The organism is Lelliottia sp. WB101 (genome assembly GCF_003051885.1).
In the GTDB taxonomy this organism is placed as follows: Bacteria; Pseudomonadota; Gammaproteobacteria; order Enterobacterales; family Enterobacteriaceae; genus Enterobacter; species Enterobacter nimipressuralis.
The window spans coordinates 2,607,448-2,625,872 of sequence record NZ_CP028520.1 but is presented as its reverse complement, the minus strand read 5'-3'; the positions used below and the strand labels follow the sequence as shown (position 1 = coordinate 2,625,872).

General features: G+C 56.0%; 16 protein-coding genes, 1 pseudogene and 1 riboswitch. Of the genes and pseudogenes, 10 read left to right on the top strand and 7 right to left on the bottom strand.

Annotated elements, in window-relative coordinates:
* Window positions 1-12: 12 nt before the first annotated feature.
* The 3 genes from DAI21_RS12580 to DAI21_RS12570 are packed head-to-tail and all read left to right on the top strand — an operon-like array spanning window position 13 to window position 3,244.
* Window positions 13-1,290: a nucleoside permease gene (locus DAI21_RS12580; RefSeq protein WP_107703250.1), complete on the top strand. Its 1,278-nt coding sequence runs from the start codon at window positions 13-15 to the stop codon at window positions 1,288-1,290.
* Window positions 1,287-2,291, top strand: a complete 1,005-nt coding sequence (locus tag DAI21_RS12575; protein WP_107703249.1) for an ADP-ribosylglycohydrolase family protein — start codon at window positions 1,287-1,289, stop codon at window positions 2,289-2,291. The genes DAI21_RS12580 and DAI21_RS12575 overlap by 4 nt, the downstream gene beginning before the upstream one ends.
* Window positions 2,288-3,244 (top strand): PfkB family carbohydrate kinase, encoded by a 957-nt coding sequence (locus DAI21_RS12570; protein WP_107703248.1) that lies wholly within the window; start codon window positions 2,288-2,290, stop codon window positions 3,242-3,244. The genes DAI21_RS12575 and DAI21_RS12570 overlap by 4 nt, the downstream gene beginning before the upstream one ends.
* On the opposite strand, the gene DAI21_RS12565 is transcribed toward DAI21_RS12570, so the two are convergent.
* The 3 genes and pseudogenes from DAI21_RS12565 to thiM form a co-directional block, all read right to left on the bottom strand.
* Entirely contained in the window at window positions 3,218-3,964 is a 747-nt protein-coding gene (locus DAI21_RS12565; RefSeq protein WP_107703247.1) for a GntR family transcriptional regulator, read from the bottom strand. The two genes, DAI21_RS12570 and DAI21_RS12565, sit on opposite strands and share 27 nt — an antisense overlap.
* Before the next feature lie 49 nt (window positions 3,965-4,013).
* Window positions 4,014-4,814: a bifunctional hydroxymethylpyrimidine kinase/phosphomethylpyrimidine kinase gene (gene thiD, locus DAI21_RS12560; protein ID WP_107703246.1), complete on the bottom strand. Its 801-nt coding sequence runs from the start codon at window positions 4,812-4,814 to the stop codon at window positions 4,014-4,016.
* A pseudogene (gene thiM, locus DAI21_RS12555) lies at window positions 4,811-5,579 on the bottom strand (hydroxyethylthiazole kinase). Before thiM ends, thiD begins: the two are co-directional and overlap by 4 nt.
* A 36-nt stretch (window positions 5,580-5,615) precedes the next feature.
* Window positions 5,616-5,712, bottom strand: a riboswitch (TPP riboswitch).
* A 470-nt stretch (window positions 5,713-6,182) separates the two neighbouring features.
* Between thiM and DAI21_RS12550 the strand changes: the two are divergent.
* From DAI21_RS12550 to DAI21_RS12525, 6 genes are all read left to right on the top strand, one after another.
* A complete protein-coding gene (locus tag DAI21_RS12550; protein WP_107704246.1) occupies window positions 6,183-7,127 on the top strand; it encodes a YadA-like family protein in 945 nt (314 codons plus the stop codon).
* A gap of 201 nt (window positions 7,128-7,328) precedes the next feature.
* Window positions 7,329-7,790: a hypothetical protein gene (locus DAI21_RS12545; protein WP_100779562.1), complete on the top strand. Its 462-nt coding sequence runs from the start codon at window positions 7,329-7,331 to the stop codon at window positions 7,788-7,790.
* A 263-nt stretch (window positions 7,791-8,053) separates the two neighbouring features.
* Entirely contained in the window at window positions 8,054-9,430 is a 1,377-nt protein-coding gene (locus DAI21_RS12540) for a diaminobutyrate--2-oxoglutarate transaminase (protein ID WP_102104115.1), read from the top strand.
* A 16-nt stretch (window positions 9,431-9,446) separates the two neighbouring features.
* Window positions 9,447-10,913: an aspartate aminotransferase family protein gene (locus DAI21_RS12535; protein ID WP_107703245.1), complete on the top strand. Its 1,467-nt coding sequence runs from the start codon at window positions 9,447-9,449 to the stop codon at window positions 10,911-10,913.
* A 304-nt stretch (window positions 10,914-11,217) separates the two neighbouring features.
* Complete coding sequence (locus DAI21_RS12530; protein ID WP_100779559.1) at window positions 11,218-11,550, top strand: RcnB family protein; 333 nt, start codon at window positions 11,218-11,220, stop codon at window positions 11,548-11,550.
* Window positions 11,492-11,980, top strand: coding sequence for a GNAT family N-acetyltransferase (locus tag DAI21_RS12525; protein ID WP_107703244.1), 489 nt, complete (start codon window positions 11,492-11,494; stop codon window positions 11,978-11,980). The genes DAI21_RS12530 and DAI21_RS12525 overlap by 59 nt, the downstream gene beginning before the upstream one ends.
* Before the next feature lie 90 nt (window positions 11,981-12,070).
* Here the strand turns inward: DAI21_RS12525 and apbC are convergent, their stop codons facing one another.
* On the bottom strand, window positions 12,071-13,180 hold the full coding sequence (gene apbC, locus DAI21_RS12520) for an iron-sulfur cluster carrier protein ApbC (RefSeq protein ID WP_107703243.1): 1,110 nt from the start codon (window positions 13,178-13,180) through the stop codon (window positions 12,071-12,073).
* A 136-nt stretch (window positions 13,181-13,316) separates the two neighbouring features.
* Between apbC and metG the strand changes: the two genes are divergently transcribed.
* Window positions 13,317-15,350 carry a methionine--tRNA ligase gene (gene metG / locus DAI21_RS12515; RefSeq protein ID WP_107703242.1) on the top strand — a complete coding sequence of 678 codons (2,034 nt, stop codon included), beginning with the start codon at window positions 13,317-13,319 and terminating at the stop codon, window positions 15,348-15,350.
* Window positions 15,351-15,436: 86 nt separating this feature from the next.
* Here the strand turns inward: metG and DAI21_RS12510 are convergent, their stop codons facing one another.
* From DAI21_RS12510 to DAI21_RS12500, 3 genes are read right to left on the bottom strand one after another with little or no spacing between them, the layout of a single operon-like run.
* Entirely contained in the window at window positions 15,437-15,913 is a 477-nt protein-coding gene (locus tag DAI21_RS12510) for a DUF1456 family protein (RefSeq protein ID WP_100779555.1), read from the bottom strand.
* A gap of 46 nt (window positions 15,914-15,959) precedes the next feature.
* Window positions 15,960-16,679, bottom strand: a complete 720-nt coding sequence (gene btsR / locus DAI21_RS12505; protein WP_107703241.1) for a two-component system response regulator BtsR — start codon at window positions 16,677-16,679, stop codon at window positions 15,960-15,962.
* Window positions 16,673-18,361 carry a sensor histidine kinase gene (locus DAI21_RS12500; RefSeq protein ID WP_100779553.1) on the bottom strand — a complete coding sequence of 563 codons (1,689 nt, stop codon included), beginning with the start codon at window positions 18,359-18,361 and terminating at the stop codon, window positions 16,673-16,675. The genes btsR and DAI21_RS12500 overlap by 7 nt, the downstream gene beginning before the upstream one ends.
* Window positions 18,362-18,425 lie beyond the last annotated feature (64 nt).

Here is an 18,425-nt window from a genome sequence, read left to right as displayed (position 1 = left end):
CAGGATTAAACAATGAAAACGAAAGTCCAACTGTCATTCATGATGTTTGTTGAATGGTTTATCTGGGGCGCGTGGTTTGTGCCGCTGTGGCTGTGGCTGAGTAAAAGCGGCTTTACCGCCGGGGAAATTGGCTGGTCGTATGCCTGTACCGCTATCGCCGCGATCCTCTCGCCGATCCTCGTTGGCTCGCTGACAGACCGCTTCTTTGCCGCGCAAAAAGTGCTGGCGGTGCTGATGTTTGCCGGGGCAATTCTGATGTACTTCGCCGCCCAGCAAACGCAGTTCAGCGCCTTCTTCCCGCTGCTGCTGCTCTACTCTCTGACCTACATGCCGACCATCGCCCTGACCAACAGCATTGCCTTTGCGAACGTCGACGATGTGGAGGCCGATTTCCCGCGCATCCGCGTGATGGGGACGATTGGCTGGATCGCCTCGGGCCTGGCCTGCGGGTTCCTGCCGCAAATGCTCGGCTACAACGATATTTCTGACACCAATATTCCCCTGCTGATGACGGCGGCCAGCTCTGCGCTTCTGGGCGTGTTTGCCCTGTTCCTGCCGAATACACCGCCGAAGAGCACCGGCAAGCTGGATATCAAAGTGATGCTGGGACTGGATGCGCTCATTTTGCTGCGCGATAAAAACTTCCTCGTGTTCTTCTTCTGCTCGTTCCTGTTCGCGATGCCGCTGGCGTTCTACTACATCTTTGCGAACGGTTATCTCACGGAAGTGGGCATGAAAAACGCCACCGGCTGGATGACCCTCGGCCAGTTCTCTGAAATCTTCTTTATGCTGGCGCTGCCTTTCTTCACCAAGCGCTTTGGTATTAAAAAGGTCCTGCTGCTGGGCCTGATCACCGCCGCCATCCGCTACGGCTTCTTTGTCTTCGGTGGCGCAGACCAGTACTTCACCTACGCGCTGCTGTTCCTGGGCATTTTGCTCCACGGCGTAAGCTACGACTTCTATTACGTCACCGCGTATATCTACGTGGACAAAAAAGCGCCTGTGCATATGCGCACCGCAGCGCAAGGGCTGATCACACTCTGCTGCCAGGGCTTTGGCAGCCTGCTGGGCTACCGTCTGGGCGGCGTGATGATGGAAAAAATGTTTGCCTATAAAGAGCCTGTGAACGGGTTGACCTTCAACTGGGCCGGAATGTGGGCGTTCGGCGGCATTATGATCGTCGTTATCGCCGTGCTGTTTATGCTGTTTTTCCGCGAATCGGATAAAGAGATCACCGCCATTGAGGTGGATGATGCCGATACTGCGCTGACACGAGGGGAAGTAAAATGAAAGCAGAACGTATTCTCGGTGCCCTGTACGGGCAGATGTTGGGGGATGCGATGGGCATGCCGTCAGAGCTGTGGCCAAGAAGCCGCGTGAAAGCCCATTTTGGCTGGATCGACCGCTTTTTGCCCGGCCCGGCAGAGAATAATGCCGCCTGTTATTTTGGCCGGGCGGAGTTTACGGATGATACCTCCATGGCCCTGAGCCTGGCGGATGCCATTATTGAATGCGAGGGGCAGATTGATCCCGATGCCATCGGCAGGCATATCCTGCTGTGGGCCGAAGAGTTTGATGCTTTTAATAAGAACGTGCTCGGCCCGACGTCGAAAATTGCCCTGAACGCCATCCGCAGCGGTAAACCGGTGAGCGAGCTGGAAAATAATGGCGTTACCAACGGCGCGGCGATGCGCGCCTCACCGCTCGGCTGCCTGCTCCCGGCCACTCGCCTTGAGCATTTTGTTGAGCAGGTGGCACTCGCTTCAAGTCCGACGCACAAATCGGATCTGGCGATTGCCGGTGCGGTGGTGATCGCCTGGGCAATCTCCCGCGCCATTGACGGGGAAAGCTGGCAGAACATCGTCGACGCCCTGCCCGGCATCGCGCGTTATGCCCAGGAGTCCAGATCCACCACGTTCAGCGCTTCTCTGGCTGCGCGTCTGGAACTGGCCCTTAAAACCGTGCGCGAGGCCAACGGCATCGACTCTGCCAGCGAGCAGATTTACCAGCTCGTCGGTGCAGGCACCAGCACCATTGAATCCGTTCCGGCGGCGATTGCGATGGTGGAACTGGCCGGGACAGACCCGAACCGCTGCGCAATTTTATGCGCAAATCTCGGCGGGGATACGGACACTATCGGTGCGATGGCGACCGCGATTTGCGGCGCGCTGCATGGCGTGCAGGCGATTGATCCGGCCCTGAAAGCCGAGCTGGATGCGGTGAATCAACTGGACTTTGGCTACTACTGCGAGCATCTGCTGCACTATCGGGAAGAAAGAGAGGGCGCATGAGAACCGAACTTTCTCACCAGCTTGAAAGCTTAACGGCCCAGCGTCCGGTGACGGTGCTGGGTGCGGCGGTCATCGACGTGATCGCCGATGCCTACGCCCTGCCCTGGCGCGGGTGTGATATCGAATTAAAACAACAGGGCGTGAACATTGGCGGCTGTGCGCTGAACATCGCTATCGCCCTGAAACGCCTCGGGATCACGGCGCAAAACGCGCTGCCGGTCGGGCACGGCGTGTGGGCCGATATCATTCGTAACGCCATGACAAAACAGGATCTGCACAGCGCGGTAGAAGCCGAAAGCGGTGATAACGGCTGGTGCCTGGCGCTGGTGGAGCCGGACGGTGAGCGCACCTTTATGTCTTTCAGCGGCGTGGAAAACCAGTGGCAGCAGAGCTGGCTGGACGCGCTTGTGGTGCCGCCTCACAGCCTGGTATCGCTCTCGGGCTACCAGCTGGCCTCACCGTGCGGGGACCTGCTGACGCACTGGCTGGAAGGGCTTAAAGACGTGACGGTGTTTATCGATTTTGGGCCACGCATCGCGGATATTCCTGATGCATTGATGGCACGTATCATGGCCTGCAAACCGATTGTGTCGCTGAATCGCCAGGAAGCCGTTATTGCGGCGGAGCGTCTTGATGTGCCCGTGGAAGCGCTCGGCAAGGCGTGGCAGGCGCATTACGGCTGCCCGCTGATTGTGCGGCACGATAAAGACGGCGCAGAGTATTACGACGGTGAAAATGCCGGGCATGTTCCGGCATTTCCCGCCACGGTGGTGGATACCATTGGTGCGGGCGACAGCCACGCAGGTGGAACGCTGGCCGGGCTGGCGGCGGGCTGGGCGCTGCCGGACGCGGTATTACTCGGCAATGCGGTGGCCGCGTGGGTAGTTAGTCATCGCGGCGGCGACTGTGCGCCGACGCGCGAGGAACTACTCCTCGCACACAAAGACGTATAAATCGCTGCGACAGTAGCTAATGCTGTACTCAATCGGCCGGTGTTGCTGGTCAAGCGCGACTTGCTTGATCACCAGCACCGGTATTTTTTCGTCCATTTTGATGTGCATCTGGAACTCGCTGTCCGGCATCCGGGCGCTGACGCGCGAGCGGGTACGCTGCGGGAAAATGTTCTGGCTGCGGAAATAGTCGTACAGAGAAATACCAATGGCATCAGGGTCGTGGATCAGCCCAACCGGCACCCAGGACTCTTCAATCGACACGGCGTCATCATCGACGTAGCGAATGCGTTTGAGCATAAAGACATCGCTTTGCGGTGCGATTGATAGCTCCGACGCCACCTCATCCGGGCATTTGACGATCCGTTTGTTCACCCACAGGGTGTCAGGCTTTTTGCCGCGCAGGACCACCTGCTGAGAAAACCCGCGCGCCTCCTTGAGGGAATACTCAAAGATGTTATTAATCTGCGTGCCATAGCCCTGAGAACGCGTGACCACGCCCTCCTCTTCCAGCGCCTGCAACGCTTTGCGCACGGTAATGCGCGACACCCCGGTCAACTGGCTCAGATCGCGCTCGCCCGGCAAAATGTTGCCATGCTCCAGCATTCCGCTGCGCACGGCGTTTTTTACCGTCTCGGCAAATCTCAGATAAAGCGGGGTATTATCCGCCGCCGCAAACCGTTCATTCAGTTGAGCAATTAACCGGGTATGCGCTTGTTCCATCTCTGTTTTCCTGGCAGAAAGTCCTTATTCAGTATACTCCTTCAGCGCTTTACCACCATGCATGAAAATGGTGAACCGGGCCAATACCGTGACCGACTTCCAGAGTATCGGCTTTGGCGAGCGCCAGTGAGAGCCAGGCTTTGGCGTCCTGCACCGTATCGGCCCAGTTTTCATGACGCGGACGCCGCGCCGCCAGTGCCGCCGACAGGGTGCAGCCGGTGCCGTGGGTGTTTTTGGTGATGACGCGCGGGGCGGTAAATCGCTGCGCACCGTCGCGGGTAAAGAGCCAGTCCGGGCTTTCGGCGTCGTCCAGATGACCGCCCTTTATCAGCACCGCTTCACAGCCCAGCGCCAGTAATGCACGGCCCTGCTCTTTCATCTCCTGTTCGCTGCGGGCGTGCGGCGCATCGAGCAGCGCTGCCGCTTCCGGCAGATTCGGCGTGATGAGCGAAACCTGCGGCAACAGCTTTTTACGCAGGGTTTCAACGGCAGACGTTGAAAGCAGCGGATCGCCGCTTTTCGCCAGCATCACCGTATCGAGCACCACGTTTTGCACCTGATAACGCTTCAGCCGCTCGGCCACCGCTTCAACGATATCGGTTTCGGCCAGCATGCCGATTTTGGTGGTATCAATGCGTACATCGCTGAACACGGAATCGAGCTGAGCCGCGACAAAATCTGGCTCAATGCGATAGACCGACTGCACGCCACGGGTATTTTGCGCCACCAGCGCGGTGATGACCGAACAGCCATAAGCCCCGAGAGCGGAGAACGTTTTGAGATCGGCCTGAATACCCGCGCCGCCGCTCGGATCGGTGCCTGCGATGGTTAGTGCGTTGATGCGTTTCATGCCTGCGCCTCCAGATTCCAGAGGGCGTCAATAAAGGCGCTGGCAAAACTGCCCGGCCCGGCGCTGTGTGCGGCGGCTACGCTTCCCGCACGCTTCATCCATCCACAGGCGGCAGCCACATTATCCAGCCGATCGCCCGGCAGCGAGCAGCTTGCCGCAACCACCGCCGACAGGGCACAGCCGGTGCCGACCACGCGGGCCATCATCGGATCGCCGCCAGCGATGGTTTTCGTTCGCTGCCCGTCGGTGACGTAATCCACCTCCCCGTGACCGCAACAATGGCGTTGGTCTGGCGTGCCAGTGCCTGGGCTGCGGGCAACGCGCTGGCAGCGGTATCGGTGGTGTCTACCCCGCGACCGCCCGCGCTCATACCGGCAAGGGCAAGGATTTCTGAGGCATTCCCACGGATGGCGGCGGGTTTTAGAGTGAGAGTTTGCTGGCAAAAGCGGGTGCGAAACGCCAGCGCACCGACCGCCACCGGATCGAGCGTCCAGGGCTTCCCTGCGGCAACCGCACGTTCAATTGCCCGGCGCATGGCCTGCGCGCGCGGCGAGGTGAGCGTACCGACATTGATTAACAGCGCATCGGCTATCCCGGCAAACTGCTCCGCCTCTTCGGCTTCGATAACCATCGCCGGAGAGGCCCGAGGGCCAGTAAAACGTTCGCGGTAAAGGCCTGCACTACATCGTTGGTCATGCAGTGAGTAAGCGGAGAACGGGTACGGAAGTGGTGTAAGACGTGTAAATCGAGCAGGTCAGGCTGCATGGTTTCGCTCCTGCCTTGCGTCAAGAAGCGATAGCCGTGGGGGGCATCTGACTTCCCTACGCTGGCATTATCCAGATCAGGTGGTACGGGTATTTCTCAGCCTTCACAAAGAAGGGCACCCCGAGTCAACTTACTGAGCAGTTCAGTAATTTTAGCAGGGTAGAGCAAGCCATCGCCTCAGGCAAGCCTTCGCGAGCCGATTTCTGTCGTGCGTCAGGGAAAAAATATTAAAAAAATAGCCTCAACATTCATTTACTGTGTATACATTTAATCTCTTTGATTATTCAGATTTAATGTTTTTAACTCTCCACTTATCTTCGTACTACCACCTCGCAAACCAGGGTAACAATACAAATAAAAACAACGCTTTATGAAAAATTAATGTTTACTTTCAGCAACTTAGATATATGCATTGCACGTGATCTGCGTCAAAGTTCACACGCGTCAGTTAGACGATAGTTCAGCCCGGTTAATAAGATTGTGACCATCAAAAAAATACACCCTCTGGAGCAGACCTACTCGACTCGATTTTTCGCGTCGGTTTTTAGCTGCGTTATATCTAAGAATTATGCATTTATTGTTGAGATTGAGATCGTGAAATTAATGCTTACTCGTAAAACCCCTGTCGCTGTATTTGCGTTGACTCTCATCTGCGCCGGAAGCGTATTTGCTGCACCAATAGATTATTCTCAAGCGTGGGGTGATACCGTTGAAGCCGATCACCAGGCGGCTATCGGTCTTATCAACGATCATCAGAACCAGATTACCCAAAATAAAGTCGATAGCGAACAGGCTTTTCAGGGACTGAATACGCGTATCAGTGGCGTAGATGACGATCTGAATAGCACTAAAGATGCAGTACTGGTGGTCAACTATGATTTACAGCAGACGCGAACAGATTTAAACACGCAAATTGATAATACGAATAATGCGGTCACTCAGCAGAAAATCGACATCGATAATGCACTGCAACAGACCAACACGAACATCACTAACCAGATTACGACGGTAACAAATACCACCACGCAGCAAACGACCAATATTGAAAAAGATCTTCAGCAGACTAAGCAGGATGTGAATCAGCAGATTACGACGGTAAAGAACACCAGCACGCAGCAGTCGGCCAGCCTGAATAAAGATCTTCAGCAGACTAAACAGGATGTGAATCAGCAGATTAACCATCTGCAGAGTGCCGCTGCCCAGCAGTCGGCGAGCGTCGAGAAAGACCTGCAAGACGCGAAACAGTCGTTTGCTCAACAGCAGTCCGCCAGCAATAGTCAGTTCAAAAACCTGAAAGATGAAGTGGACGATAACAAGAAAGAATCCCGCAGCGGGGCGGCATCTGCCATCGCCATTGCGTCAATGCCTCAGGTACAGGTGGGCCAGCAGGTGATGTTTTCCGCAGGCGTCGGGACATTCAAAAATGAGCAGGCGCTGAGCGTGGGCGCATCATTCCATGCAGGCGACGCAACCGTGATTAAAGCGGGTGTCAGTGATTCCACCAACAACGATTTCGCGATGGGCGCGGGTATCGGAATTGGCTTCTGATATATCTGCTCTCGTTATTAAAGAGTGATTTTGTACCTGTTGATGATAGCCATCATGATAAAAATAATAATATTTTCTGCTGTGCTTTATATTTTATTAATACTGACCGGATTTTGGCTCGGGACGATGTACAGAGATTATTTCTCCTGTCGCGATCTCATCTCATCTTTAAATTGTATCCAATGTGTTAGAGGTTATTAAATGAAGAAATTAATGATGGTCGCCATTGCTGTCTCTGCGCTTTCGGCCTGTTCCTCTCCGGCTGAGCGTATGGCGAAGTGTGAAGCGCAAGGCGTCAGCCGCGATACCTGTTATTTAGCGGAGCAAAACCGCACCACGACGATGAACGCCGTGGCCGAAAAACAGGCGCTTGAGAATGCCGCCAACGCCGTGCAGCACGGTCAGAGCGCCAAAGTGCATGACCCGCTGCGTGAAGCCTCGTTCACGGCCAACGGGATCAAAGCCAGCGTCAGCAACGGCTTTTTCACCGCCAAAATCAACGGTAAGCAGGCGACGATAAAGCGTTTTAATGCGAATAGTTATGAGATTAAAGGCGCGGGTTACGTACTCTCCATCACGCTTGATGAAGACGGTATTACCGATGCGTCATGGAATAAAACCCATGGCCGCGATCATGGCTTATTGCAGTTCACGCAGAAGTAATGTTAAGGCGGCTAACGTGCCGCCTTTTTTGTATTGCGCGGGGTGAGGGCTTTTCGCGTCGAAGCGGCAGATTTTTGTTATCAAAAACATCGGGTTATTGAACGCTCTTTAACCCCCCTCTTTTGTAACAAAACAGTAAACAAATTAACCATTGAGCCACGCGCCAAAAGGCTCTATATTGGCCGCGTTTTTTACTCGCCCTATCCTTTACTAACTATTTATTCAATCGAGGCGCATAAGGCTGCCCCGGTTGTGGGAGTGATATGATGACGGATAAAGTCCGTATTGACACCGCAGATGCCCGCAAAAGCAACGAAACCTATCTGGCCCGTCAGGCCGAGTTTGAATCGAACGTCAGGAGTTATCCTCGCAAACTGCCTTTAGCGATCGCTAAAGCAGATGGCGTGTGGATTACCGATGCAGATAATAAAGAATACCTTGACTGTCTTGCCGGCGCTGGCACCCTCGCGCTTGGCCATAACCATCCTGATGTGCTGAAAAGCATCCAAAATGTCATTACCAGCGGCTTGCCGTTACATACTCTCGATCTGACAACACCGTTGAAAGACGAGTTCTCTGAGTATCTGCTCTCCCTGCTGCCAGGCCAGGGCAAAGAATATTGCCTGCAGTTCACCGGCCCATCCGGTGCCGATGCGGTAGAAGCCGCGCTGAAACTGGCGAAAAAAGTCACCGGTCGCAGCAGCATTATCAGCTTCTCCGGCGGCTATCACGGGATGACCCACGGCGCGCTCTCTGTGACAGGTAACCTGTCTCCGAAAGAAGCGGTCGATAACATGATGCCAGAAGTGCAGTTCATGCCTTACCCGCACCAGTACCGCTGCCCGCTGGGTATCGGCGGTGACGCGGGCGTGAAAGCGCTGACCTACTACTTTGATAACCTGATCAACGACGTCGAAAGCGGCGTGCGTAAACCTGCGGCCGTGATTCTGGAAGCGGTTCAGGGCGAAGGCGGCGTGAACCCGGCTCCGGCTGAGTGGCTGCAGCGCATTCGTAAAGTGACTCAGGAGCACGGCATTCTGCTGATCCTCGACGAAGTTCAGGCTGGCTTCTGCCGTACCGGCAAGCAGTTTGCCTTCGAACACGCGGGTATCGAGCCAGACATCATCGTGATGTCTAAAGCTGTCGGCGGCGGTCTGCCACTGGCCGTTCTCGGCATTAAAAAGCAGTTCGATGCCTGGGCACCAGGTCATCACACCGGCACCTTCCGTGGCAACCAGCTGGCGATGGCAACCGGCCTGACCACGCTGAAAATTCTGAAAGATCAGAATATCGCCGACAAAGTGGCCGCTCAGGGCGAATGGCTGAAAGGCCAGCTGGTTGAGCTGCAACAGCGTTATCCGGTGATCGGCCACGTGCGTGGCCTGGGCCTGATGATCGGCATCGAGATCGTGAAACCGAACGAAGCGGCAGATCACATGGGCTGTTTCCCAGGCGACGGCGATCTCTCTGCCCTGATCCAGAAGAAATGCTTCGAAGCAGGCCTGATTCTGGAGCGCGGTGGTCGTAACGGCGTGGTTCTGCGTCTGCTGCCATCTCTGCTGATTAGCGATCAGGAACTGAAAGTCTTCCTGGATAAATTCGAGCAGGCGCTGCTTGCTGCGGGCGTTCGCCCGGTCTAACGGAGTTAGGAAAAAGATGTCTGAGTCAAACCCAATTCTGTCGTCGTCGGCGCAAAGCATCGAGGCCTATCAGCAGGCCATCGAGCAAAGCTCTCAGGCGGTGATGCAGTGGCTGCAGCAGTCTGAGATGTATCAGGGGAAAACCGTCGCCGAGCTGCGCGAGAATATCTCCCTGAACTTCGGTCAGAAAGGCCTCGGCAACGAAGCGGCGATTGCCCGCGCGGTCGAGTACTTCCTGAAAGACAGCCTGTCGGTTCACCACCCGCAGTGTGTGGCGCACCTGCACTGCCCGAGCCTGGTTGTGAGCCAGGCGGCGGAAGTGCTGATCAACGCCACCAACCAGAGCATGGACTCCTGGGATCAAAGCCCGTCAGCAACCATCATTGAGATGAAGCTGATCGACTGGCTGCGTACCCGCGTGGGTTATCAGGCCGGGGATGCGGGCGTGTTCACCAGCGGTGGCACCCAGAGCAATCTGATGGGCCTGATGCTGGCACGTGACGCGTTCTTCGCGCGTCAGGGCCACTCCATCCAGCAGGATGGTCTGATCGGTGATCTGCGTAAGATCCGCGTACTCTGTTCTGAAAACGCGCACTTCTCCGTGCAGAAGAACATGGCGCTGCTCGGTCTGGGCTATCAGTCGGTCATTCAGATAAAAACCGACGAGTGCTCACGCATGGATCTGAACGATCTGGCGGCGAAAATTGACCAGTGCAATGCCAACGGTGAGCAGATTCTGGCGATCGTTGCCACCGCCGGGACCACCGATGCGGGTGCGATCGATCCGCTGCGCGCTATCGCAGAGATGGCCGCAGAGCAGCAGATTTGGGTACATGTGGATGCAGCCTGGGGCGGCGCACTGCTGATGTCCGATAAGTATCGCGACTACCTGGACGGCATCGAACTGGTGGATTCCATCACCCTGGACTTCCACAAGCAGTTCTTCCAGACCATCAGCTGCGGCGCATTCCTGCTGAAAGAAGCGCGCCATTACGAGCTGATGCGCTACCAGGCGGCCTACCTGAACTCTGAGTTTGACGAAGAAGCGGGCGTGCCGAATCTGGTCTCCAAATCACTGCAGACTACGCGCCGTTTCGACGCGCTGAAGCTGTGGATGAGTCTGGAAGCGCTGGGTCAGGAGCAATACGCAGCCATTATCGATCACGGTGTGACGCTGGCGCAGGACGTTGCCGCGTACGTGAAAGATCAGGCGGTGCTGGAGCTGGTAATGCAGCCTCAGCTGGCGAGCGTGCTGTTCCGCTTCCGCCCTGAGCAGGCGCTGAACGATGCGGCTATCGCGCTGCTGAACCAGAAAATTGGTGACGCCCTGCTCGACTCCGGCCGTGCAAACGTCGGCGTGACCGAGCACAACGGCGTGACTTGCCTGAAACTGACGCTGCTGAACCCAACGGTGACGCTGGACGACGTGAAAGTCCTGCTGTCGCTGGTGGAACGCACTGCGTACGAGATTCTGGCGAAGTAAGTCCTTGCTCCCCGCACCCTCTGGTGCGGGGACAATTTTGTTATCCCGCTTTTTCCTTTGCCACTGCGGTTTTCCCGACCAGCTCAGCCATAAATTCGCAGACCTCTAATTCGTTATTTTCTCTGAATATTGAGATGCGATACGTCATTCAGCGACGTGGTTAAGAATTCGTGGGCAAAGCTGTTCAGATTTGTTACATTTTTTTTCAAACAAGTGCGACTGTGCCCCCTAAAATGGGCTGCTTGCCACGCTGTGACGCCACAGCGGGCTGAAGTATCAGCAAAACGGTTTAACTGGAGAAAAAATGGCTAAGAGTAAATTGCTGCTTCTGGGTGTGTTGATGTCACTGGCGGGTGCCGTATACGCCGCGCCGCAGCCTGCCGCTGCCCCTTCTGGTATCCAGGCATACGAAGAACAAGAGTTCATTGCCGATTTCACCAAATTCAAAATTGGCGACACCGCACCGGCTCAGTATCAAACGCCTGAATACACCATTAAACAGTACCAGCTGCGTAACCTCCCTGCGCCTGACGCGGGTACACACTGGACTTACATGGGTGAGAACTACGTTCTGATTGGTGACGCCGACGGTAAAATCCGTAAAGCCTACAACGGAGATATCTTCTATCACCGCTGATCCCCTCACCGTCCGGGCCTGGCAGGAAAGCGATCGCCCTTTCCTGCGCACCCTCTACTTACACGCCCGGCGTGAAGCCTGGCCGTGGCTGGACAGCTGCGACTGGCAGCTAGAAGATTTCGACGCGGCAACGCGTGACGAGCAAATCTGGGTGGCGATGCAAGACGGCCATCGCGTCGGGTTTGCATCGGTCTGGAGCAACGATAATTTTCTGCACAATCTGTTTGTAGACCCGCAGTATCAGCGCGCGGGCGCTGGCAGCCTGTTGCTCAAACATGTGCAGGAAACATTCACCAGCACCGGTTCGCTGAAGTGTCTGGTCAGAAATGAACGCGCGGTGGCATTTTACCAGCGACACGGCTGGCATATTGAGGCGACGGGAGATTCTCCGGACGGAGAGTATTACCTGATGCATTACGTTTTGCGGTAATTGCCCGCAGGCGCTGCGCTTGCGCAGGCCCACGGAACAGCCTGTTGCAGGCCGGGTAAGCGAGTGCCCCCGGCCCATTACGGCTAATGCTTAGACTGCGCGGAACGCGATCTCGCTCGGAATCACTTCACCCTGCCAGTACAGCTGCGCGGCCACGCGCCCTGCCAGCTGGCGGTACATTCCCGCAAATTCACTCTCCGGACGGCCCACCACGGTCGGCTTACCACGGTCGAGATCTTCACGCAGGGTGATATGCAGCGGCATCTGCCCCAGCAGCTGAGTGTGATACTGCGCCGCCAGTTTCTCTGCGCCACCGGTGCCAAAAATCGGCTCGTGGTGACCGCAGTTGCTGCAAATATGCACGCTCATGTTCTCGACCACGCCGAGCACCGGCACGTCCACTTTCTCGAACATCACGATGCCTTTTTTGGCGTCGATCAGCGCGATATCCTGCGGCGTAGTAACCACAACCGCTCCCGTCACCGGAATATTTTGCGCCAGCGTCAGCTGGATATCGCCCGTGCCAGGCGGCATATCCAGTACCAGGTAATCGAGATCCGGCCACATGGTCTCCTGCAGCATCTGCAGCAGCGCCTTGCTGGCCATCGGGCCACGCCAGACCATCGCGTTATCGTCCGTCACCAGATAGCCGATGGAGTTAGTCGCCAGGCCGTAGGCCATGATCGGCGCCATGTGGGTGCCGTCCGGGGAGGTTGGACGTTGGTTTTCCGCGCCCAGCATATTGGGAATTGACGGGCCGTAGATATCGGCATCCAGAATTCCGACTTTGGCCCCTTCTGCGGCCAGCGCCAGCGCAAGGTTCACGGCGGTGGAGGATTTCCCCACCCCACCCTTGCCGGAGCTGATGGCAATAATATTCTTCACGCCGTTAATGCCCGGCTGATTTTTCACGCGTTTGAGCGTGGCGATGGTGTGCGTCAGCTTCCAGTCAATCGCCTTCGCCCCGGTAATACGCAGCAGATCGGAACTGCACTGCTCTTTCAGGGTTTCGAAGGCGCTGGTCCAGACAAACGGCATCTGCAGTTCTACGTGCAGCGTGTCATCCAGCCATGCCACATGGTGCAGCGCTTTTAGCGTGGTCAGATTGTGCTTCAGGGTTGGATGCTGAAAATTAGCCAGCGTCCCGGCAACCATTGCTCGTAAGGCTTCCGGTGATTTGGCCTGGGATTGAGAACTCATCCCGACTCCTTTGTTCTTGTGAATAAGACCTTAGTTGAACAAGTTTACCTGAAAGGCCGTGGTTTGTGCTTACTTAATAATGGCCCTTTTGTTACTATCAAAAACCCTTTTTACTGTTAAAGAAGTAATGCCCACTATGACTCAAGTCGCGAAAAAAATTCTGGTAACGTGCGCTCTGCCGTACGCAAACGGTTCAATCCACCTCGGCCACATGCTGGAGCATATCCAGGCTGATGTCTGGGTCCGTTACCAGCGAATGCGCGGCCACCAGGTAAACTTCATCTGCGCGGACGATGCTCACGGCACGCCAATCATGCTGAAAGCACAGCAGCTGGGGATCTCCCCGGAGCAGATGATTACCGAGATGAGTCAGGAGCATCAGACTGATTTTGCTGGCTTTGACATCAGCTACGACAACTATCACTCGACGCACAGCGACGAGAACCGCGAGCTGTCGGAGCTTATCTACACCCGCCTGAAAGAGAACGGTTTTATCAAAAACCGCACCATCTCTCAGCTGTACGATCCGGAAAAAGGCATGTTCCTGCCGGACCGTTTCGTGAAAGGCACCTGTCCGAAGTGTAAATCCCCGGATCAGTACGGCGATAACTGCGAAGTGTGCGGCGCGACTTACAGCCCAACTGAGCTTATCGAGCCGAAATCCGTGGTGTCCGGCGCGACACCTGTCATGCGCGATTCTGAACACTTCTTCTTCGATCTGCCGTCCTTCAGCGAAATGCTGCAGGCGTGGACCCGCAGCGGCGCGCTGCAGGAGCAGGTGGCGAATAAAATGCAGGAGTGGTTCGAATCCGGTCTGCAGCAGTGGGATATCTCCCGCGATGCGCCGTACTTCGGTTTCGAAATCCCGAACGCGCCGGGCAAATATTTCTACGTCTGGCTGGATGCGCCAATCGGCTACATGGGTTCCTTCAAGAACCTGTGCGACAAGCGCGGCGACACCCAGAGCTTCGAAGAGTACTGGAAAAAAGATTCCGACGCAGAGCTGTACCACTTCATCGGCAAAGACATCGTCTATTTCCACAGCCTGTTCTGGCCTGCGATGCTGGAAGGCAGCGGTTTCCGTAAGCCAACCAACCTGTTCGTGCACGGCTACGTGACGGTGAACGGCGCGAAGATGTCCAAATCACGCGGCACCTTCATTAAAGCCAGCACCTGGCTAAACCACTTCGACGCAGACAGCCTACGCTACTACTACACCGCGAAGCTCTCTTCCCGCATCGACGATATCGACCTGAATCTGGAAGATTTCGTGCAGCGCGTGAACGCAGATATCGTGAATAAAGTGGTCAACCTGGCGTCCCGTAACGCGGGCTTTATCGCCAAGCGTTTCGACGGCGTAATGGCGGCTGAACTGGCCGATCCAGAACTGTATAAAACCTTTACCGACGCGGCCGCCACTATCGGCGAGGCGTGGGAAGCGCGCGAGTTCGGTAAAGCGGTGCGCGAAATTATGGCTCTGGCCGATCTGGCGAACCGCTATGTGGATGAGCAGGCGCCGTGGGTCGTCGCGAAGCAGGAAGGCCGCGATGCGGATCTGCAGGCGATCTGCTCCATGGGCATCAACCTGTTCCGCGTGCTGATGACCTACCTGAAGCCAGTTCTGCCGCAGCTGACGGAACGTGCAGAAGCCTTCCTGAACACCGAGCTGACCTGGGATGCTATCCAGCAGCCGCTGCTCAGCCATAAAGTGAGCACCTTCAAAGCGCTGTATAACCGCATTGAGATGAAACAGGTTGAAGCGCTGGTCGAAGCGTCGAAAGAAGAGGTGAAAGCCGCCGCTGCGCCAGCCACTGGCCCGCTGGCAGACGATCCGATTCAGGAAACCATCACTTTTGATGATTTCGCCAAAGTTGATATGCGCGTTGCGCTGATTGAAAACGCGGAGTTCGTTGAAGGCTCTGACAAACTGCTGCGCCTGACGCTGGATCTGGGCGGTGAGAAACGTAACGTCTTCTCTGGCATTCGCTCTGCGTATCCGGACCCGCAGGTGCTGATCGGTCGCCAGACGGTGATGGTCGCCAACCTTGCGCCGCGCAAAATGCGCTTCGGCATCTCGGAAGGGATGGTGATGGCCGCCGGTCCTGGCGGGAAGGATATCTTCCTGTTAAGCCCGGACGACGGGGCGAAACCGGGTCAGCAGGTGAAATAAACAAAAAAGCCGGAGCGTTCTCCGGCTTTTTTTATGCCTTGTTTACCGGTTCCCGGCCTACAAAGCGTGGCGTAGCGCCAACAAACTCAGGCTGACGGCTTCGCGCTATGCACACGGTGAGTCAGCCCGCGCAGGAAGTAACGCATAAACTGATCGCCGCACTCACGGTAGTTCTTATGATCCGGCGCGCGCATCATGGCGGTGATTTCCGGCATCGACACGCGGAATTTTTGCTCGGTCATGATCGCCAGCACATCGTCAGATTTGAGGGAAAACGCGATACGCAGTTTTTTCAGTACGATGTTGTTATTCACGCGACGCTCAGGCGACAGCACCGGGGCAGACTCATCCTTGCCGCGTTTATCGTAGATCAGCCCATTCAAAAACGAAGAGAGGATGATATCCGGGCAGCGAACAAAGCCCTCTTCGTCCTCTTTGGTGATCCAGCTGGCGATATTCGCCGGCGTGGTCTCGACCTCGGCCAGCGCCAGAATACGAACCAAATCGTTATTGTTGGATTTCAGGATGTAGCGCACGCTACGAAGAATATCGTTACTTAACATAGAGCCTTCAGCTGTCGGTGATGCGATGGGGCGCAGTGTACCAGTTTTACAGTCCAATCGCCTCTTTCAGGCTCTTCAGATAGCGCCGACTCACCGGCACCGTCTGCCCGGCACGCAGCACCAGCTCCGCCTGACCGTTCTCTTCCAGACGAATTTCTTTCAGATGCGCCATATTCACCAGATACTGGCGATGACAGCGGAGCAGCGGCGTACGGCTCTCCAGCGTGCGCAACGTCAGCTCCGTAAAGCCCTCCTTGCCTTCAGCGCTGGTGACGAACACCCCGCTCATGCGGCTACTGACAAACGCCACGTCGTCCATCTGCAACAGGTAGATGCGGCTATGGCCGGTACAGGGGATAAATTTTAGCGCCTGCTGGTTTTCCGGCAGAAGCGAAACGTCCTGCACGCTGCGCTCCTGGCGCAGGCGGTTGAGGGTTTTCTCCAGCCGCTTCTCTTCGATGGGTTTTAGCAGATAATCGAACGCATGCTCTTCAAACGCTTTCACCGCATATTCATCAAACGCCGTCAGAAAAACGATGTAAGGACGATGCTCCGGGTCGAGCATTCCGACCATCTCCAGGCCGCTAATGCGCGGCATCTGGATATCGAGAAACAGCACGTCCGGGCGCAATTTATGTACCGCACCAATGGCTTCGATGGCGTTGGCGCACTCGCCCACCACCTCAATGTCGCTCTGTTCCTGCAACAGAACCCGCAGGTTTTCCCGCGCTAACGGCTCATCATCGACAATCAGCACTCTTAGCATGCGTTTTCCTCCAGGGGCAATCGTAAGGTAATACGGGTAAAACTGTCCGGCTCGCAGTCGACGGTGATACCGCAATCATCACCGAAATGCGCGCGCAGACGTTTGTCGACCAGGCTCATCCCCAGCCCGCCCGACTCGGCGCCAGGCTGATAAAGCCCGGCGTTATCTTCAATGTCCAGCACCAGATGGTGATTAAAACGGCTGGCAGAAATATGGATTTCGCCGGTGCCCAGCAGCTGCGAGGTGCCGTGTTTAATGGCATTTTCCACAATCGGCTGCAGGGTAAACGCCGGAAGATGCTGATGGGCCAGTTCGTCCGGCACAAACAGTGACACCTGCAGTCTCGACTGGAATCGCGCCTTTTCGATTTGCAGATAGGCATTCACATGTTCGATCTCATCGGCGAGGGTCACAATCTCTGAAGGGCGCTTCAGGTTTTTGCGGAAAAAAGTCGACAGAAACTGCACCAGCTGCGTCGCCTGATCGCTGTCGTGGCGGATCACTGCCTTGAGCGTGTTCAGCGCATTAAAAAGAAAATGCGGATTCACCTGGGCGTGCAGGAGTTTGATTTCCGACTGCGTCAGCAGCGCCTTTTGTCGCTCGTACTGCCCCGCCAGGATTTGCGCCGACAGCAGCTGGGCGATCCCCTCCCCCAGCGTGCGGTTGATGGAGCTGAACAACCGGTTTTTGGCTTCGTAGAGCTTAATCGTTCCCATCACCCGCTGATTCTCACCGCGCAGCGGGATCACTAGCGTCGAACCGAGTTTGCACTGCGGGTGCAGCGAGCAGCGGTACGGCACTTCATTCCCGTCGGCATACACCACTTCGCCCGTTTCTATGGCACGCAGCGTATACGTCGAAGAGATCGGTTTGCCGGGCAGATGGTGATCGTCACCGGTGCCGGTAAACGCCAGCAGCCGTTCGCGATCGGTGATCGCCACCGCGCCGATATCCAGCTCCTGATAGAGCACCTGAGCCACTTTCATGCTGTTCTCTTCGTTAAAGCCCTGGCGCAGAATGCCTTCCGTCGAGGCGGCGACCTTAAGCGCTGTGGCCGAGAACGCCGAGGTGTATTTTTCAAACATCGCGCGTTTATCTAGCAGGATGCGCATAAACAGCGCCGCGCCGACGGTATTGGTGACCATCATCGGCGCGGCGATGCTGCTCACCAGATGCAGGGCATCTTCAAAGGGACGCGCAATCAGCAGGATAATCAGCATTTGAGCCAGCTCTGCCACCAGAGTTATTGCCCCGGCGGTGAGCGGGCTAAAGACTTTATCCGGGCGGCCACGCTTGATCATGTAGCTGTGAACCAGGCCGCCGAGCAGCCCTTCGACAATCGTCGAGATCATGCAGCTCAGGGCCGTCATGCCGCCCATGGAGTAACGATGCAATCCGCCCGTTAACCCGACTAAACCGCCGACCACCGGGCCACCCAGCAGCCCGCCCATCACCGCACCGATGGCGCGCGTGTTGGCGATCGAGTCTTCAATGTGCAGGCCAAAATAGGTGCCGAGAATGCAGAAAATCGAGAAGGTGACGTAGCAGAGAAGCTTGTGCGGCAAGCGTACCGTCACCTGCATCAGCGGAATGAACAGCCGCGTTTTGCTCATCAGCCACGCGATGACCAGAAAAACGCACATCTGCTGAAGCAGCAGCAACACCAGATTAAATTCGTACATGACCGCAAACCGCACTTTCTAAAAACGCGTAACATACACTGATACACATTAACTTTCTTTGAAG

Excerpts from the sequence above, each read along its gene's own strand:
- DAI21_RS12565 (WP_107703247.1), bottom strand. The coding sequence starts at position 3,964 with ATGGAACAAGCGCATACCCGGTTAATTGCTCAACTGAATGAACGGTTT.
- thiD (WP_107703246.1), bottom strand. The coding sequence starts at position 4,814 with ATGAAACGCATCAACGCACTAACCATCGCAGGCACCGATCCGAGCGGC.
- DAI21_RS12575 (WP_107703249.1), top strand. The coding sequence starts at position 1,287 with ATGAAAGCAGAACGTATTCTCGGTGCCCTGTACGGGCAGATGTTGGGG.
- DAI21_RS12545 (WP_100779562.1), top strand. The coding sequence starts at position 7,329 with ATGAAGAAATTAATGATGGTCGCCATTGCTGTCTCTGCGCTTTCGGCC.
- DAI21_RS12540 (WP_102104115.1), top strand. The coding sequence starts at position 8,054 with ATGATGACGGATAAAGTCCGTATTGACACCGCAGATGCCCGCAAAAGC.
- apbC (WP_107703243.1), bottom strand. The coding sequence starts at position 13,180 with ATGAGTTCTCAATCCCAGGCCAAATCACCGGAAGCCTTACGAGCAATG.
- DAI21_RS12530 (WP_100779559.1), top strand. The coding sequence starts at position 11,218 with ATGGCTAAGAGTAAATTGCTGCTTCTGGGTGTGTTGATGTCACTGGCG.
- DAI21_RS12550 (WP_107704246.1), top strand. The coding sequence starts at position 6,183 with ATGCTTACTCGTAAAACCCCTGTCGCTGTATTTGCGTTGACTCTCATC.
- DAI21_RS12570 (WP_107703248.1), top strand. The coding sequence starts at position 2,288 with ATGAGAACCGAACTTTCTCACCAGCTTGAAAGCTTAACGGCCCAGCGT.
- DAI21_RS12500 (WP_100779553.1), bottom strand. The coding sequence starts at position 18,361 with ATGTACGAATTTAATCTGGTGTTGCTGCTGCTTCAGCAGATGTGCGTT.
- btsR (WP_107703241.1), bottom strand. The coding sequence starts at position 16,679 with ATGCTAAGAGTGCTGATTGTCGATGATGAGCCGTTAGCGCGGGAAAAC.
- DAI21_RS12580 (WP_107703250.1), top strand. The coding sequence starts at position 13 with ATGAAAACGAAAGTCCAACTGTCATTCATGATGTTTGTTGAATGGTTT.
- DAI21_RS12510 (WP_100779555.1), bottom strand. The coding sequence starts at position 15,913 with ATGTTAAGTAACGATATTCTTCGTAGCGTGCGCTACATCCTGAAATCC.
- DAI21_RS12535 (WP_107703245.1), top strand. The coding sequence starts at position 9,447 with ATGTCTGAGTCAAACCCAATTCTGTCGTCGTCGGCGCAAAGCATCGAG.
- metG (WP_107703242.1), top strand. The coding sequence starts at position 13,317 with ATGACTCAAGTCGCGAAAAAAATTCTGGTAACGTGCGCTCTGCCGTAC.